Source organism: Tianweitania sediminis (assembly GCF_017813335.1).
Taxonomy (GTDB): Bacteria; Pseudomonadota; Alphaproteobacteria; order Rhizobiales; family Rhizobiaceae; genus Tianweitania; species Tianweitania sediminis.
Window position 1 is genome coordinate 65,769 of record NZ_JAGIYY010000012.1, and the last position, 14,940, is coordinate 80,708.

The following is a 14,940-nucleotide window of genomic DNA, read 5'->3' on the forward strand; positions in this document are numbered from 1 at the left end:
GGATTCCGCGCAGCCGGTACCCCTTTGCACAGCTCATGCGGGAGCTGATTCGGAAGGGGCGCACGATGATCGTGATCGTTGATGAACGAGACCTCGTTAAAGAAGGGTATCAATCGCTCTTCGGACGGGAAGGCATCGCAAGCGCCGGCTTCGGCTCGAAGGAATTCAGCGAATGGGTGGCGAGCGCCGCTGAATCCGACCTGAAGTCGGTGCGCGCGTTCCTCTTGGGCGAAGGTGCGGAAGACAAGGTTTCCCCGCGCAGCATCCGTAGCCGCACCAGCGCACCGGTAATCGCGCTGAGCGAACATCATTCCCTCGAAAACACGCTTCGCCTGTTCGAAACCGGCGTCGACGACGTGATCCGCAAGCCGGTTCACATCCGCGAAATTCTTGCCCGTGTCGCTGCAATCCGCCGCCGGGTTCAGGATGAAGTCGCAAGCTACGCCGAGGTCGGTCCGATGCGCATCTACACCGATGGCCGGGATCCTGAAATCGACGGTGTTGCCCTCCCCTTGCCGCGCCGCGAGCGCCGCATCCTGGAATATCTCGCGAGCAATCGCGGCCGCCGTGTAACGAAGACCCAGGTCTTCAACGCCATCTACGGCTTGTTCGATGATGCGGTCGAGGAGAACGTGGTGGAAAGCCACATCTCCAAGCTGCGCAAGAAGCTGCGCGAAAAGCTTGGCTTCGATCCGATCGAGTCCAAGCGCTTCCTCGGTTACCAGCTGATGAGCTGATCCGGCAGGCGCTTGCCCGTCAGGTTCGCGCAAGCCGGCTGCCCTATCGTGAGACCGGGCGGAACTGCGGATCAGGGGATGCGGGCATGAGCCTTTACGGAATGATGCGGACGGGCGTGTCGGGCATGTCTGCCCAAGCCAACCGATTGTCGACGGTCGCCGACAACATCGCGAACGCGAATACCACCGGCTACAAGCGCTCCAAGACGGAGTTCTCCTCGCTCGTGGTGCCGAATACGCCGGGCTATTATAACTCCGGCGGCGTCAAAACATCCGTGCGCTACGAGGTGTCGAAGCAGGGCGTCCTGCAGTACACCACCTCCGGCAACGATCTTGCCATCAACGGCAACGGCTTCTTCATCGTCGAAAGCCCTAACGGCACCTCCAACCTCGTGCGTGCCGGCTCCTTTGTGCCGGACGGGCAAGGTCGGTTGGTTAATGCGGCCGGGTTCTATCTGATGGGCTACAACTACGCCAATGGCGAGCCAAGCGCCGTCGCCAACGGCTTCAACGGCCTTGAAGTGGTGAACATCGGCGCCTACGAGCTTTCGGTAACGCCCTCGGACGCCGGCCTCATCCTGGCCAATCTGCCAGCCACGGCGGCAGTGGTCGACGCAGCCCGACTCCCGTCCACCAATGCAGCGGATGCGAGCTATTCCGCGAAGTCCTCCGTCGTAGTTTACGACAACCTGGGGTCGGAAATCCTGCTCGACGTCTTCCTCACCAAGACCGGTCCGGCTGCAGGGTCGCCGCCAGGTACGGAGCCGACCTGGGAAGTTGCCATCTATAACCAGGCTGACGCGTCCGCGGACACCTCGTTTCCCTATTCCACGGGGCCGCTCGCAACCACGACACTGAACTTCAACCCCGCCAATGGACGCCTGACCGCGGCAAGCAATAGTGACATCGTTTTCGACATCCCAGGTGGACGCGAGTTCACGCTCGACCTGAAGAACCTGACGCAGCTTGCGACCTCCTTCGATCCGGAGATTCGCGCCAACGGCAACGGTCCGAGCCCAATCCAGAGCATCAACATCGGCGGCGACGGCATCGTTTCGGCGCAATACGAAAACGGAGAGCTGAAGGCGCTTTACCGCATCCCGCTCGCAAGCGTGCCGAGCCCCGACCAGCTCACGGTCATGCCGGGCAATGTGTACTCCCTGAGCCCCGAGTCCGGAGCCGTCCGTCTTGGCTTCCCGAATTCGACAGGCCTCGGCACGGTTGTGTCTGGCGCGCTCGAAGGCTCCAACGTCGATATCGCCGAAGAGCTGACCGACATGATCGAATCGCAGCGCAACTACACGGCCAATTCCAAGGTGTTTCAGACCGGCTCGGACCTGCTCGATATCCTCGTCAACCTGAAGCGATAAGGGCATCGGTAGGCTGAGATGTCACTGACTTCCGCGCTAGGGATCGCACAACGCTCACTGCAAAACACGTCGCGCCAAACGAGTGTCGTTTCGCGCAACATCGCAGAACAGGGCAATGCCGATTACACGCGCCGGACCGCCATCCTCGCCAGTACAGGTGGCAGCGGGGCACGCGTTGCAGATATCCAGCGCTCGACAAGCGAAGTCTTGTTCAAGCAGAACCTGGCCGCACTGTCCTCGGCTTCGGGACAGCAGGCTTTGCTCGATGGCCTCAACCAGCTTGCGACGGCAGTGAATGGCGCGTCCAACAACGCGACCGTTTCGGCAGCATTTGGCGATCTGCAGGAAGCGCTTGCGCTTTATTCCGCTTCGCCAGCAAACCGCACCCTCGCCTTGAACGCCGTTGAAGCCGCGCGAAATCTTGTTTCTTCGCTGAACAATGCAACCCAAGCGGTGCAGACCTTCCGCGCGGACGCCGACAAGCAGATGGCGACGGCCGTGGGCGACCTCAACACGATGCTTGCAGAGTTCCAGGAGCTCAACGCAACCATCGTCAACGGGACGCGGCTCGGAACAGATGTCAACGAAGCGCTCGACCGACGCGACGCCTTGTTGAAGCAGATTTCCGAGATCGTGCCGGTTTCAGCCCACAAGAGGGCCGATAACGACATCAGCCTGATCACCAAGGACGGCATCACGCTGTTCGACAAGGTTCCGCGCAAGGTGGCGTTTACGCCGACCACCGTCTACGACGCGTCACTGGGCGGAAACCCGATCTACATCGACGGCGTGGCACTATCGCAGGGCAGGACAGCGGAGTCTCCCGGCACGTTGGGCGCCTTGCTGCACCTGCGGGACGCAGTTGCCCCCACCATGCAGAACCAGCTCGACGACATGGCGCGAGCGGTTGTCACAGCCTTTTCGGAGGCAGGCTCCACCGGCCTTATGAACTGGGCGGGATCCGGCACGATGGCCAGCGCGGGCTTTGCCGGTGTGATCCGGAACGACGCTGCCTACGACGTCAATGCCGGCGGAAACCCGGAACTGCTGCGCGGAGCAGGAACGGCAGCGTCCGATGGCACCCGCATTCAGGCATTTATCTCCAGGCTCGACGAACCCGTCGCCTTTTCCGCTGCATCCGGGCTTGGCACCGCTGCCATGTCCCTGGGTGACTTCGCCAGCAGCTCGGTCGGCTGGCTCGAAGCTCAGCGCAGAACTGCATCGGGAGCATTGGAAACAGCCGGCGCCCTGGCAACCCGGACGGCCGCGGCCTTGTCGAACGCCACCGGCGTCAACATGGACGAGGAGATGGCGCTGCTACTCGAACTGGAGCATTCCTATCAAGCCTCGGCGCGACTGATCAGAGCCGTGGATGAAATGCTGACCGCTTTGCTCGCGGCGGTGAACTGACGCCATGAAAACGAGCTTCGTTTCCACTTCTGCTGTTAACCAGGCGCTGCGCTACCAGATGATGCGGCTGCAAAGCGATCTGGTGAAGGCGCAAACGGAGATGAGCTCCGGCAGTTTCGCCGATGCCGGCCTGCAGCTCGGATCGCGCACCGGACAAACCGTGTCCTTCCGCCGCGACATGGATCGTCTTGAAGCGATCGCCGATGCCAACAGCGTGGCGACAGCCCGCATGGCGGCGACGCAGAACGGCCTCAGCCAGATTACATCCGCAGCTCAAACCTACCTTTCGACCCTGACAGCCGCGGTTTCCGGCGACGCCAACGCGAAGATCACCAGCGCGGATGCCACCGCCGCCTTCACGTCGCTGCGCGATGTGGTGAATGGCAGTCTCAACGGGGAATACATTTTTGCCGGCGTCAGCACGGACGTGAAGCCGCTCGCCGACTTCAGCGATCCTGCTTCTACGTCCCGCATGGCTTTCGACGCTGCGTTTACGGCGCAGTTCGGCTTCTCCATCACGGATCCGCAGGCAGCGACCATCTCGGCCGGCGCGTTGGAGGCCTTCATCGATGGGCCGGTCAACGACTTGTTTCTGGGAAGCGGCTGGGAAGGCACGTCATCCTTTGCCTCTAACCAAACGATCACCAGCCGCATCACCATGACGGACACCGCGCAAACGTCCCTCAGCGCGAATGCAGCCGGCATCCGTAAGCTCGCGATGTCGACCGCCCTGGCGCAGGCGCTGCTCGAAGGACCCTTGAACGACAGCGCACGCCAGCTTGTTGCCGAAAGGGGCGCGTCGCTGGTTGGCAGCGCGATCGCCGATATCGCCAACGCGCAATCCGAAATCGGCGTCACGCAGCAACGGGTTGCCCGCGCCAACGAGCGTATCGAGATGCAGGTCAGCCTGTTCAAGACGGGTCTGCAGGAACTCGAGGGGGTCGACCCCTATGAGGCTCAGACACGCGTGACGAACCTGCTGACGCAGATCGAAACCTCGTATGCCCTGACAGCCCGCATCCAGCAGCTTAGCCTGCTCAACTACCTGCCCTGACCACGCACGGGAACACGATGTACCAATTCAGCTATGCCGAGATCCAATCCGACTCCGTGGCAGACTCGCGCGACCGCGAACGCCAGCTGCTGTCGCGATCGATCGATCTCCTTCGTGACGCGCGGACGGCAGGTGCGCAAAGTCATCAGTCGACGGAAGCGATCCTCTTTCTCAACCGCGTTTGGACCACCTTTGTGGAAGATCTCGGCAACCCCGAGAACTCCCTGCCGAAGGAACTCCGCGCCAACCTGATCTCGATTGGGCTTTGGCTCCTGCGGGAAGCGGAAGAAGTGCGTCAGGGCCGTTCTCAGAATTTCGACGGACTGATCGACGTGTCGCAGATCATTCGGGATGGGATCCAATGAAAAGCAAGCTGAAGATTGCGCTGAAGCCGGGGGAAAAGATCTACGTCAACGGCGCTGTGATCAGCGTCGACAGGAAGGTCTCGCTGGAATTTCTCAACGATGTACAGTTTCTTCTGCAAAACCATGTGATGCAGCCGGAAGACGCGACATCACCCCTGCGGCAGCTTTACTTTATCGTGCAGATCATCCTGATGAACCCGGACGATGCCGCGCAGGCACGCGATCTGTTTCGCAACTCGCTCCCGATTCTTCTCGATACCTTCACCTCGGAAAGCATCCGCTCGACGCTGAAGGACGTGGATCGCATGGTTGCGGAAGGCGAGACCTTTGAGGCGCTGCGGACGATCCGCGGCCTCTTCGGAGAGGAAGTCGGGATATTGAAGGGCACGGATCAGCGCGCCGAAATGGCACCCTTGGAGGCGGCAGAATGACCTTGGCCATTACCCCGCAACTGCCTCCGGCCGATGCCGTCATCCCGACCGCCGAAAACAAGGGCGCTACCAAGGCAAATGTCGATTACCAGTCGTTCCTGAAGCTGCTTGTTGCAGAAATGAAGCATCAGGACCCCACCAATCCGATGGATTCTACGCAATATGTTTCGCAGCTTGCGAATTTCAGCCAAGTGGAACAGGCGATCCAGACAAACACCAAGCTGACGCAGATCATGCAGGCTTCATCGCTCGCGCAGGCCGACACCATCATCGGCCGCACCGTCACTTCGCCCGATGGGGGAGTGTCCGGCGTGGTGACGGAAGTGAAGCTTGGCGCAACCAACATCACGGCAGTTCTGAAGGACGGCTCGGAGGTCGTGATTGGCCCGGGCGTGACGGTCAAATAGCGCCATGAACGAAGCCGACGCACTGGACATCGCTCAGTTTGCCATCTGGACCGTACTGACGGCTTCGGCGCCGGCCGTGATTGTTGCTATGGTGGTTGGCATCGCGATTGCCCTCGTGCAGGCACTCACCCAGGTGCAGGAAATCACCCTCACCTTTGTTCCCAAGATCATTGCCATTCTGATCGTGGTGTCGCTGTCGGGACCCTTTATTGGCGGCCAGATTTCCGCCTTCACGACGGTGGTGTTCGAGCGCGTTGAAACGGGCTTCTAAATGAGAACGCCAAAGCTCCCGACGTTCTTTTTGGCCGCCGCTGCGGCCTTGCTGCTTGGCTCGGGTCAGTCCGCCGAAGCGCGGATGATCTGCACGATTGTCGCGGACGCCGCCACAAGCGAGATCCTGACGGAAGAAGGCGATTGCCAAACCCGTGTTACGCCGGCGTCCACCTTCAAGATTGCCCTAGCGGTGATGGGTTTTGATGCCGGCGTGTTGAAGAGCACCAGCGCGCCGACCTGGGAATGGAAAGAGGGCGACCCGGATTGGGGTGGCGCTGCCTGGCGCCGACCGACAGATCCCGCCGCTTGGATGAAGCATTCGGTGGTCTGGTACTCCCAACGCATCACGCCTGTGATCGGCGCGGCTGAACTGAGCCGCTATTCGAAGGCCTTCGGCTACGGCAATGCCGATTTCACCGGCGACCCCGGCAAGAACAATGGTCTGGAGCGCGCCTGGATAAGCTCGTCGCTAAAGATCTCCCCTCGGGAACAAGTCGCCTTTCTGACGCGCCTGCTGAACGGGAAGCTTTCGGTCACCGAGCAGGCGGTCGCGAACACTCGGGCGATCGTTGAGGAAGCGGATGTCGGCGGCGGCTGGCGCTTGTGGGGCAAAACCGGTGGTGCCTTTCCGCGGAAGGCGAATGGAGAGTTTGATCGCGCGCAGGGTTGGGGCTGGTTTGTCGGCTGGGCCGAGCAGAAAAACCGCAGGCTGGTGTTTGCCCGTTTGATTCAGGGAGAACGGGAGCCCGGACTCTCGCCCGGTCGCCTCGCCAAGGCGCAGCTCTTGAAAGAATGGCCAAAACGAGCTGCCCAACTCGCGCGCTGAAGCAGTGAGGAGCAGCTAAAAGACACCGACGGCAAGGTGAGCCCAGACTGCGAGCAACACGGCCACCAGAAGCAGAGCTGTCAGGGTTGCCGCGCCTTGGCTTCGAATGGTGCGGCCAGCAATCTCCAAAGCGACGCCCGTTCCGCCAAGCAGGAGCGCAGCATGGAGGAAGTCGGAAAATCCCCAATTCACTTCATTCGTGAATGGCATCGCGGCAAGCGGAAGCCCCAGCGCGAAAGCAGCAACCGCCCAATAAGCACGCCGCACACGCGGTATCGAACCTGTTGGGCGTGTAGCAGAATGCCCTGTTCCGTACATTTCCGACCTCCTAACCGTTGTTCAGCGACAAGCACCAAAACTAAAAAAGGCCCGCACTTGCGGGCCTTTTTTAGGCAATTGCCGTTAATCAGATTTCCGGGCAGCCCGGCGCATTGGCGAAGCGGATCGTTTCCACGCCGCGACGCGTGTCGCCTTCAACAGTGATGCTGCGCGACGTCACGCGGATCACTTCCGGGTCACGCAGTCCTTCCTCGCGGGCTGCAGCGCGAGCTTCACGCTCCGAGCAGCCGCCGCGGCGGGCGTCACGACGATCGCGGTCACGATCGCGATCGCGCTGGACCGGCTTGATACCGTCCGGGCCGATCTGCAGTTCAAGTCCCTGGGCAAACGCCGATGAAACGCCGGCAAATGAACCCATTGCGACCGCCAGGGCGAGCCCAGCGGATGTCATCACCTTACGCATTGTTCTTCTCCTAGGCACGAAGCCATCTGATTGATCTTGGCTGCTTAAGTCTTCAAACCAAAGACTGTTCCTTCACGAAGTGCAGAGTTGATCAACCAGCGCGTCGGCAACTCAGCCGCCGCCCGGCTCCGCGCAAGTTTAGGGTCCTAGAACAGCGTGCGATGGCGCAACAACCAACGCCGGGGCACGCGCATGGCACTCACAGAAACGGCAGCATTGCCCCAGATAAAGAGCCGGGGCCGCGACGTCGCCTTTGCTGCCGGCATTATCGTCATTCTGGCGATCCTGTTTCTGCCGATCCCTGCTTTTCTGATCGACATCGGCATTGCCTTTTCGATCGCCGTCTCGGTCCTGATCCTGATGGTGGCGCTGTGGATCCAGCGCCCGCTGGATTTCTCGTCTTTTCCGACCGTGCTCCTGATCGTCACGATGTTGCGCTTGTCGCTGAACATCGCCACCACGCGTGTGATCCTGACCCATGGCAGCGAGGGCACAAACGCCGCCGGCTATGTCATCGGCGGCTTTTCCAATCTCGTCATGGGTGGCGACTTCGTTATCGGCCTGATCGTCTTCCTGATCCTGATCGTGGTGAACTTCATCGTGATTACCAAGGGTTCGACCCGCATCGCCGAAGTAGGCGCGCGCTTCACCCTTGACGCCATCCCCGGCAAGCAAATGTCGATCGACGCGGATTTGTCTGCAGGCCTCATCGACGAGAAGCAGGCGCAACTACGTCGCCGTGAACTGGAGGAAGAAAGCTCATTCTTCGGTTCGATGGACGGTGCCTCCAAATTCGTCCGCGGTGACGCCATTGCCGGCCTGATCATCACCGCCATTAACGTCGTCGGCGGCATCGCCATCGGCTATGCGCGGCACAGCATGGAGATGGGCGAAGCCGCCGATGTCTTCGTGAAGCTTTCGGTTGGCGATGGTCTGGTGACGCAGATCCCTGCCCTGATCGTGTCCCTCGCCGCCGGCCTGCTTGTCTCCAAGGGCGGAACGCGCGGCTCAACCAACCAGGCTGTCTTCGGCCAGTTGAGTGCCTATCCCCGCGCCCTTTGGGTGGCGGCCAGCCTGCTTGTTGTTCTTGGCCTCATGCCCGGCCTGCCCGCCTTCCCCTTTCTTGTTCTGGCAGCGGCGATGGCCTCGATTGCCTATTTCATCCCTCAGCGGGCAGCCCAACGCGCTGCGGCCGCCGAAGCGGTCGAACGTCAAAAGGAGGTCACCAAGGAAGAAGAAGAGCGTCATTCGGTCAAGAATTCGCTGAAAACAGCCGAGATCGAACTCCTGATCGGCAAGCAGCTTTCCACCAAGCTTCTGCCCTCGCATCAGGAACTCGCCTTCCGCATGGGCAAGATGCGCAAGAAATTTGCTTCGCAATACGGTTTCGTGGTGCCGGAAGTGAAGGTGACCGATGACTTCTCGATTCCACCCAAGTCCTACCAGATCAAGATCCACGGCACCGTGGTCGCCGAATACCAGATGCGGGTCGGTGAACTGATGGTCCTGCTGGGCGGCAATGCCGAGCCGCCGGAGTTCCCCGGCGAAGAAATCAAGGAGCCGGCCTTCGGCATGCGCGCTTTCTCGGTACCGGAACTCTTTGCCGAAGACCTCAAGCGCGACGGCTTCGCCTTCGCCGACAACATGTCGGTGCTCTTGACGCATCTGTCTGAGGTCATTCGCAACAACCTGCCGCAGCTCCTGTCCTATAAGGACATGAAGGCGCTGATCGACCGCCAGGATCCCGAATACAAGAAGCTTGCGGATGACATCTGCACCTCCAACCTGTCCTACCCCGGCCTACAGGCGGTTCTGAAGCTGCTGCTGGCAGAACGCGTTTCGATCCGCAATCTCCACCTCATCATCGAAGCCATTGCCGAGATCGCACCGCATGTCCGGCGCACGGAACAGATCGTCGAGCATGTTCGCATCCGCATGGCCCAGCAGATCTGCGGCGACTTGACTGAAGGCGGCGTGCTCAAGGTGCTTCGGCTCGGCAACCGCTGGGACCTCGTGTTCCACCAGAGCCTGAAGCGAGACGCCAAAGGCGAGATCCGGGAGTTCGATATCGATCCGCGGCTTTTGGAAGAGTTCGGCCAAGACTCGGCCAAGGCAATCCGCCAGCACCACGAAAACGGTGAGCGCTTCGTGATCGTCACGGCGCCTGACGCCCGTCCTTACGTGCGCATGATTATCGAGCGCTTGTTCCCCACGCTGCCTGTGCTCAGCCACGTGGAGATTGCCAAGGGCGTTGAGATACGGGTGCTCGGGGCCGTCGCTTGAGCGACGAGCTGAACCTCCTGGTTCTGACCGCCTTTCTCGGCTTTTGCCGGATCGGCGCCTGCTTCATTGTCATGCCCGGTCTGTCCAGCGCACGTGTTCCAACACAGATCCGCTTGTTCGTGGCCGTCGCGATCACCCTCGCGCTGTTGATGAACCTGTCCGGCTTCATCCGACCCGCGGTCGACCGCAACCCGAACACTCTTCTTCTTTTGATTGGATCCGAGCTTCTGGTTGGGACGCTGATCGGCCTGACAGCGCGGATCTACACCCTGGCTTTGAGCTTCATCGGGCAAGGCATTGCAACCTTGGTCGGCTATGGCGCCGTGGGAGGCACGGCAATCGAGGAGAACGAGCCACAGGCCCCACTTGCCTCTATCATCTCGCTCGCTGCCTTGCTGCTATTGTTCAGCCTCGATTTCCACCACGAGGTGGTGCGGGCCTTGGTCGAGTCCTATCAGGTCATCCCGGTGGAAACCCTGTTTGACCCTCAAGGCGCGCTGGTCGACCTCGGAGACACGATGCGAGACGCGTTCATGGTAATGCTGCGCCTCGGTAGCCCATTCATCGCCTACGCGATCCTAGTCAACGTGGCGATTGGCTTCGTCAACAAGCTGACGCCGCAGATCCCCGTTTACTTCATCTCGCTGCCCTTCGTGATCGCCGGGGGAATGCTGCTGCTTTATTTCGGCGCCAGCACCTTTCTCACTCTGTTTGGCGACGCCTTCATGCCCGTAACGATCGGCCGCTGAGATGGACGAGCGCATCAAACGATTAGGTGACCTGGCATCGGTGCAAAACCGAATCCGCGGCCTGCATGAAGCACGGTACGCGACGCTTCTGGCGCAAGCCATGGCAGCGGGACAGGAAGCCGAAGACATCAGCCGCCGATCCTATGCGGAGGATTCTCTCGCCGACCTTTTCCCCGATGTTTATGCCCGACGCGTCGCCGACGCGCTCCGCCGCCGCGACGAGGCCCTTCTTCAAGCCGACGCTGCAGGAAAAGAAGCCATGGCTGCCAAGCTGCGGGCCGAACGCCTCCATGAAGCCCATAGCGAAGCACGCTCGCACCAGGACCGCCAATCAGGCGACCGCGATCGGCTGGAAGCGCTCCTGGCGCGGCCACCTTCCGATCGATCCTGACGAGGCAAGCCTGCGGCAAGGCATCTCATGCGATGATGCAAGCCTCATCGTGGAGCCGAACCCAAGTGGCGATCTCACCTCCCAGCGACATCGTGCTTGACGTGCTTCGCGCTGCCGATCCCGAGCGTGCCGCAGCAGCGAAAGCCAAGCTCGCAGCCCTTGCACCCGCCTCTGAAACCTTTCCTGCCGAACCTGGCACCGCTCGCTTCGCGTCGGTCGTCCGCGCAACGGAGCAAGGCGATCGCCCCCAGACGCACCAGAAGTTCGAAGCCATGGTCCTGCAAAGCTTCCTGCAGTCGATGATGCCGAACGACAGCGAGACTGTGTATGGCGGCGGGATGGCGGGCGACATCTGGAAGTCGATGTTGGCCGAGCAGATCGCAGGCGTGATGGCAAAACGCGGTGGGATCGGCATCGCCGACCGCCTGCTCGGAGATTTCACGATCGAGGACAAGAAGAAGGTGGCGCTCGCCGGCGCGACCGCCGAAAGCGTCAACGAACTTCGCGGTGACAAGGCGCTTCTGTCCTCCGCCCTGCTCGACGAAATGCAAAGGCGCCTCGTCCAATCCATCCGCCAGGATGCAGCCACTCAGTCCAGCAGCAAACCTTGATGAGAGACGATCGCCATGTATGACGGCTATGCTGTGGCTCCCTCGCGCCGCCTGGTCCCCGACCTCGACACCGGCGAGCGCGTCGCAGGGCTGCTGACGATCATCGAACGCGTTGAACAGGCGATCGAGGAAGAAACGGCGTCAATCCGCTCGGATCTGCAGTTTGACGTGGCAGGATCGAACATCCGCAAGAGCCGGCATCTTTATGATCTGACGCGGGCTTTGAAGGCGCACGGCATCGCTGATCTGCCCGCGACTGCCAAGGACAGCCTGGCTCGACTGCGCGAAAAGCTGGCTGAAAACCAGACGGTGATCACCGCGCACCTGTCGGCGGTGACGGAAGTCGCCGCCATGATGCAAACGGCCATTCAAAGGGCAGAGGCTGACGGCACCTATTCCGAAAGCACCTTCGGCCGGAGCTTCTGATGCTGAAGTTCGCCGTCGCGGGGATCTGGATCTGCGCTGCAACAGCAGGGTCCATCTTTTTCGCTTTCTCCGCCGCCTCGCCCAAGGGTGCGGAAGAAGCACCGGCCCCCTATTTTGGCGGCCTCGACTACGTGAAAACCGATATTGTTTCGATCCCGGTGGTCAAGGAAGGCGGAGTTCAGGGCTACTTCCTGGCCCGTCTGGTTTACACGGTGGAAAAGGAAAAGATGGCGCGGCTTTCGGTTCCCGCACAGCCGTTGATCGTCGACGAGCTTTATGGCTACCTTTATTCCAATCCCGATATCGACTTCGCGCAAGCCAAGACGATCGATGTCAGCGGCCTCAAGGCGGGCATCCGCGATGCCATCAACACGAAGCTCGGCGAAACCTTGATCCACGAGGTGTTGGTGGAACAGGTCGACTACCTGTCCAAGGAAGACATCCGCGACAACAACATTCGTCGCAAAACCACAGGCACCGTTGCGCCGCAACCAGCTCCCGAAGTAAAGCCGGCCGCGCACTAGCCAGGGCCGCCGCGTCGCTCAGGCGCCGCGTGTTGTCGTTGACGTAAACGGAAGCGAATGGTTTAAGCTCAGACCTTCCTTCCAATGCCGAACAGCCGGGGAATACACCATGACTGTAGAAGAAATTGCAGCCAAGCTGCGTGAGCGTGTTGCAGGCTCCTCATTCGACAAGTCGGTGAAGTTCGTGCTCGGCGGCGATGGTGTGGTCGTGCTCGACGGCACGAATGTCAGCACGCAGGATGCGCCAACCGACTGCACCATCACCGTATCACGGGAAAACTTCGAGGAACTGGTTGCGGGTGACATGAGCCCCACCGCCGCCTTCATGACCGGCAAGCTCAAGGTCGAGGGCGACATGTCCGCCGCGATGGCCGTAAGCCAGCTTCTTTAAGCCTCTAAAGATCGTCCTCCTCTCTTTCGCAGATGGGGAGGACTTGTTCTCAGCCGGCCTTTGCCAGCACGGCGCCAAACTTGCGGCCAGACGCCTTCAGCGTGCCGACGGCTCCATCCAGCCAGCCCTCGATCAGTTCCAGCGCAAGGAAGCGGTGACGCTCGAAGGGGCCGGGCATGGCGAGATCACCGGTTTTCCGGGCCGTGAAGCCGAAGCGCTCGTAGTATTCCGGATCCCCGACAAGCAGGATGGCACCGTGGCCAAGACGGCGCGCTTCCGCAATTGCTTCGCGCATCAGCGCTGAGCCGATACCGCCGCACTTGACCGAGGGTTCCACGGCGAGCGGGCCAAGCAGCAGGGCTGACCGGCCGCGCTCGCCGAGCTTCACATTCCACAACCTGACGGTGCCGATCAGACGCTCGTCCTCGTCACGCGCAACCAGGGCCAGGCCTTCCGCCGGCTTGCGGCCACGCCGCAGCTTTTCGGACGACTTGCGCTTGCGGTTGGGACCCATGGCGCGATCAAGCAACATCTCGCGCGGCGTCACGTCCTGCAGGCGCTCGGGACCGAGCACGAAGGCGGGGCTCGTGACGGAGGGGATCTCGGTGGTGACAACAGGCAGGGCGTTCATGGCAGGACACTTCGGCATTTCCACTCCAGCGGAGTGGCGAAACACCTGGCGCACCCAGTCGTTGCAGACATGGGCCGCCGCAGGCAGGAATTGTGAAGATTGTTACAAGCGGGGCCGAATAGCCCCGCTAAACCGTGATCTGACGGGATGTCAGATGACGTAGGCGCGCAGCGGCTCGAAACCGTTGAACGCTACGGCCGAGTAGGTCGTGGTGTAGGCACCCGTTCCCTCGATCAGCACCTCATCGCCGATCGTGAGCGAGAGCGGCAGCGGGTAAGGCGTCTTCTCGTAAAGAACGTCAGCGCTGTCGCAGGTCGGCCCGGCGAGCACGCAAGGCGCCACTTCGTCCCCATCACGCGGCGTGGCGATCGGGTAACGAATGGCCTCGTCCATCGTTTCGGCCAAACCGCCGAACTTGCCGATGTCGAGATACACCCAGCGCACATTGTCGTTGTCGGCCTTCTTGGAAATCAGCACGACCTCCGACTTGATGACACCAGCATTGCCCACCATGCCACGACCCGGCTCGATGATCGTTTCCGGGATCTCGTTGCCGAAGTGCTTGCGTAGCGCAGAGAAGATCGCCTGCCCGTAGGCCTGCGCCACCGGCACGTCTTTCAGGTAGCGGGTTGGGAAGCCGCCGCCCATGTTGACCATCTTCAGGACGATGCCTTCCTTTTCCAGGGTCGAGAAGACCATCTTGGCGTCGCCCAGCGCACGATCCCATGCCCGGAGGTCGCACTGCTGCGATCCGACATGGAACGAAACGCCATGCGCGTCGAGGCCGAGCGCCTTGGCATGGCGCAGAACATCAACCGCCATCGCCGGCACGCAGCCGAACTTGCGCGACAACGGCCATTCTGCGCCGGCACCATCGGTCAACACACGGCAAAACACACGGCTGCCTGGTGCAACACGGGCGATCTTCTCCACCTCTTCGACGCAGTCCACGGCGAAAAGGCGGATGCCGAGCGCGAAGGCGCGCTGCACGTCGCGCTCCTTCTTGATGGTGTTGCCGAAGGAGATGCGGTCGGGCGTTGCACCCGCATCCAAAGCCATCTCAACTTCGGCAACGCTCGCGGTGTCGAAGGACGAGCCGAGCTGTGCCAGGAGGCGCAACACTTCCGGCGCCGGATTCGCCTTGACCGCATAGAAGATCTTGGAATCGGGGAGTGCCTTTTCGAAGGCGTGGAAATTGTCGCGTACGACGTCGAGGTCGACCACGAGGCAAGGACCATCGGGACGTCGGGTGGCGAGGAAATCGAGAATGCGCTGGGTCGCCATGGTAGTCTCTCCATGCCGCACCGGTAAGCCGATGC

20 protein-coding genes are annotated in these 14,940 nt (G+C 61.1%); 16 read left to right on the top strand and 4 right to left on the bottom strand.

Annotated elements, in window-relative coordinates; all coding sequences use genetic code 11:
* Nucleotides 1-65 precede the first annotated feature (65 nt).
* From J5Y06_RS21580 to blaOXA, 9 genes are all read left to right on the top strand, one after another.
* Entirely contained in the window at nt 66-737 is a 672-nt protein-coding gene (locus J5Y06_RS21580; protein ID WP_209337274.1) for a response regulator transcription factor, read from the top strand.
* A gap of 86 nt (nt 738-823) precedes the next feature.
* Complete coding sequence (locus J5Y06_RS21585; protein ID WP_209337275.1) at nt 824-2,107, top strand: flagellar hook protein FlgE; 1,284 nt, start codon at nt 824-826, stop codon at nt 2,105-2,107.
* An 18-nt stretch (nt 2,108-2,125) separates the two neighbouring features.
* Complete coding sequence (gene flgK / locus J5Y06_RS21590) at nt 2,126-3,517, top strand: flagellar hook-associated protein FlgK (protein ID WP_209337276.1); 1,392 nt, start codon at nt 2,126-2,128, stop codon at nt 3,515-3,517.
* A gap of 4 nt (nt 3,518-3,521) precedes the next feature.
* Entirely contained in the window at nt 3,522-4,571 is a 1,050-nt protein-coding gene (locus J5Y06_RS21595) for a flagellar hook-associated family protein (RefSeq protein WP_209337277.1), read from the top strand.
* A 17-nt stretch (nt 4,572-4,588) separates the two neighbouring features.
* A complete protein-coding gene (gene flaF, locus J5Y06_RS21600) occupies nt 4,589-4,936 on the top strand; it encodes a flagellar biosynthesis regulator FlaF (protein ID WP_209337278.1) in 348 nt (115 codons plus the stop codon).
* A complete protein-coding gene (gene flbT, locus J5Y06_RS21605) occupies nt 4,933-5,367 on the top strand; it encodes a flagellar biosynthesis repressor FlbT (protein WP_209337279.1) in 435 nt (144 codons plus the stop codon). The genes flaF and flbT overlap by 4 nt, the downstream gene beginning before the upstream one ends.
* Nucleotides 5,364-5,774, top strand: coding sequence for a flagellar hook assembly protein FlgD (gene flgD / locus J5Y06_RS21610; protein WP_209337280.1), 411 nt, complete (start codon nt 5,364-5,366; stop codon nt 5,772-5,774). The genes flbT and flgD overlap by 4 nt, the downstream gene beginning before the upstream one ends.
* Before the next feature lie 4 nt (nt 5,775-5,778).
* A complete protein-coding gene (gene fliQ, locus J5Y06_RS21615) occupies nt 5,779-6,045 on the top strand; it encodes a flagellar biosynthesis protein FliQ (RefSeq protein WP_209337281.1) in 267 nt (88 codons plus the stop codon).
* Nucleotides 6,046-6,873, top strand: coding sequence for a class D beta-lactamase (gene blaOXA, locus J5Y06_RS21620; RefSeq protein ID WP_209337282.1), 828 nt, complete (start codon nt 6,046-6,048; stop codon nt 6,871-6,873).
* Between the two features lie 15 nt (nt 6,874-6,888).
* On the opposite strand, the gene J5Y06_RS21625 is transcribed toward blaOXA, so the two are convergent.
* Together J5Y06_RS21625 and J5Y06_RS21630 are read right to left on the bottom strand one after the other, a co-directional pair.
* Entirely contained in the window at nt 6,889-7,191 is a 303-nt protein-coding gene (locus J5Y06_RS21625) for a hypothetical protein (RefSeq protein WP_209337283.1), read from the bottom strand.
* Between the two features lie 88 nt (nt 7,192-7,279).
* A complete protein-coding gene (locus J5Y06_RS21630; RefSeq protein WP_209337284.1) occupies nt 7,280-7,615 on the bottom strand; it encodes a hypothetical protein in 336 nt (111 codons plus the stop codon).
* Between the two features lie 192 nt (nt 7,616-7,807).
* On the opposite strand from J5Y06_RS21630, the gene flhA reads away from it, so the two are divergent.
* From flhA to J5Y06_RS21665, 7 genes are all read left to right on the top strand, one after another.
* Nucleotides 7,808-9,898, top strand: coding sequence for a flagellar biosynthesis protein FlhA (gene flhA, locus J5Y06_RS21635; protein WP_209337285.1), 2,091 nt, complete (start codon nt 7,808-7,810; stop codon nt 9,896-9,898).
* Nucleotides 9,895-10,647 (top strand): flagellar biosynthetic protein FliR, encoded by a 753-nt coding sequence (gene fliR / locus J5Y06_RS21640; RefSeq protein ID WP_209337286.1) that lies wholly within the window; start codon nt 9,895-9,897, stop codon nt 10,645-10,647. The genes flhA and fliR overlap by 4 nt, the downstream gene beginning before the upstream one ends.
* 1 nt (nt 10,648) lies before the next feature.
* A complete protein-coding gene (locus J5Y06_RS21645; protein WP_209337287.1) occupies nt 10,649-11,038 on the top strand; it encodes a hypothetical protein in 390 nt (129 codons plus the stop codon).
* A gap of 65 nt (nt 11,039-11,103) precedes the next feature.
* Nucleotides 11,104-11,649: a rod-binding protein gene (locus J5Y06_RS23490; RefSeq protein WP_209337288.1), complete on the top strand. Its 546-nt coding sequence runs from the start codon at nt 11,104-11,106 to the stop codon at nt 11,647-11,649.
* Between the two features lie 15 nt (nt 11,650-11,664).
* A complete protein-coding gene (locus tag J5Y06_RS21655) occupies nt 11,665-12,075 on the top strand; it encodes a hypothetical protein (RefSeq protein ID WP_245248256.1) in 411 nt (136 codons plus the stop codon).
* The gene (locus tag J5Y06_RS21660; RefSeq protein ID WP_209337289.1) at nt 12,075-12,599 is read left to right on the top strand and encodes a hypothetical protein; all 525 of its coding nucleotides are present in this window, start codon (nt 12,075-12,077) and stop codon (nt 12,597-12,599) included. The genes J5Y06_RS21655 and J5Y06_RS21660 overlap by 1 nt, the downstream gene beginning before the upstream one ends.
* A 109-nt stretch (nt 12,600-12,708) precedes the next feature.
* A complete protein-coding gene (locus tag J5Y06_RS21665; RefSeq protein WP_209337290.1) occupies nt 12,709-12,990 on the top strand; it encodes an SCP2 sterol-binding domain-containing protein in 282 nt (93 codons plus the stop codon).
* Between the two features lie 49 nt (nt 12,991-13,039).
* Here J5Y06_RS21665 and J5Y06_RS21670 read toward each other — a convergent pair whose 3' ends face one another.
* Together J5Y06_RS21670 and odc2 are read right to left on the bottom strand one after the other, a co-directional pair.
* Entirely contained in the window at nt 13,040-13,621 is a 582-nt protein-coding gene (locus J5Y06_RS21670; RefSeq protein ID WP_209337327.1) for a GNAT family N-acetyltransferase, read from the bottom strand.
* A 150-nt stretch (nt 13,622-13,771) separates the two neighbouring features.
* Nucleotides 13,772-14,905, bottom strand: coding sequence for an ornithine/lysine decarboxylase (gene odc2 / locus J5Y06_RS21675; protein WP_209337291.1), 1,134 nt, complete (start codon nt 14,903-14,905; stop codon nt 13,772-13,774).
* Nucleotides 14,906-14,940 lie beyond the last annotated feature (35 nt).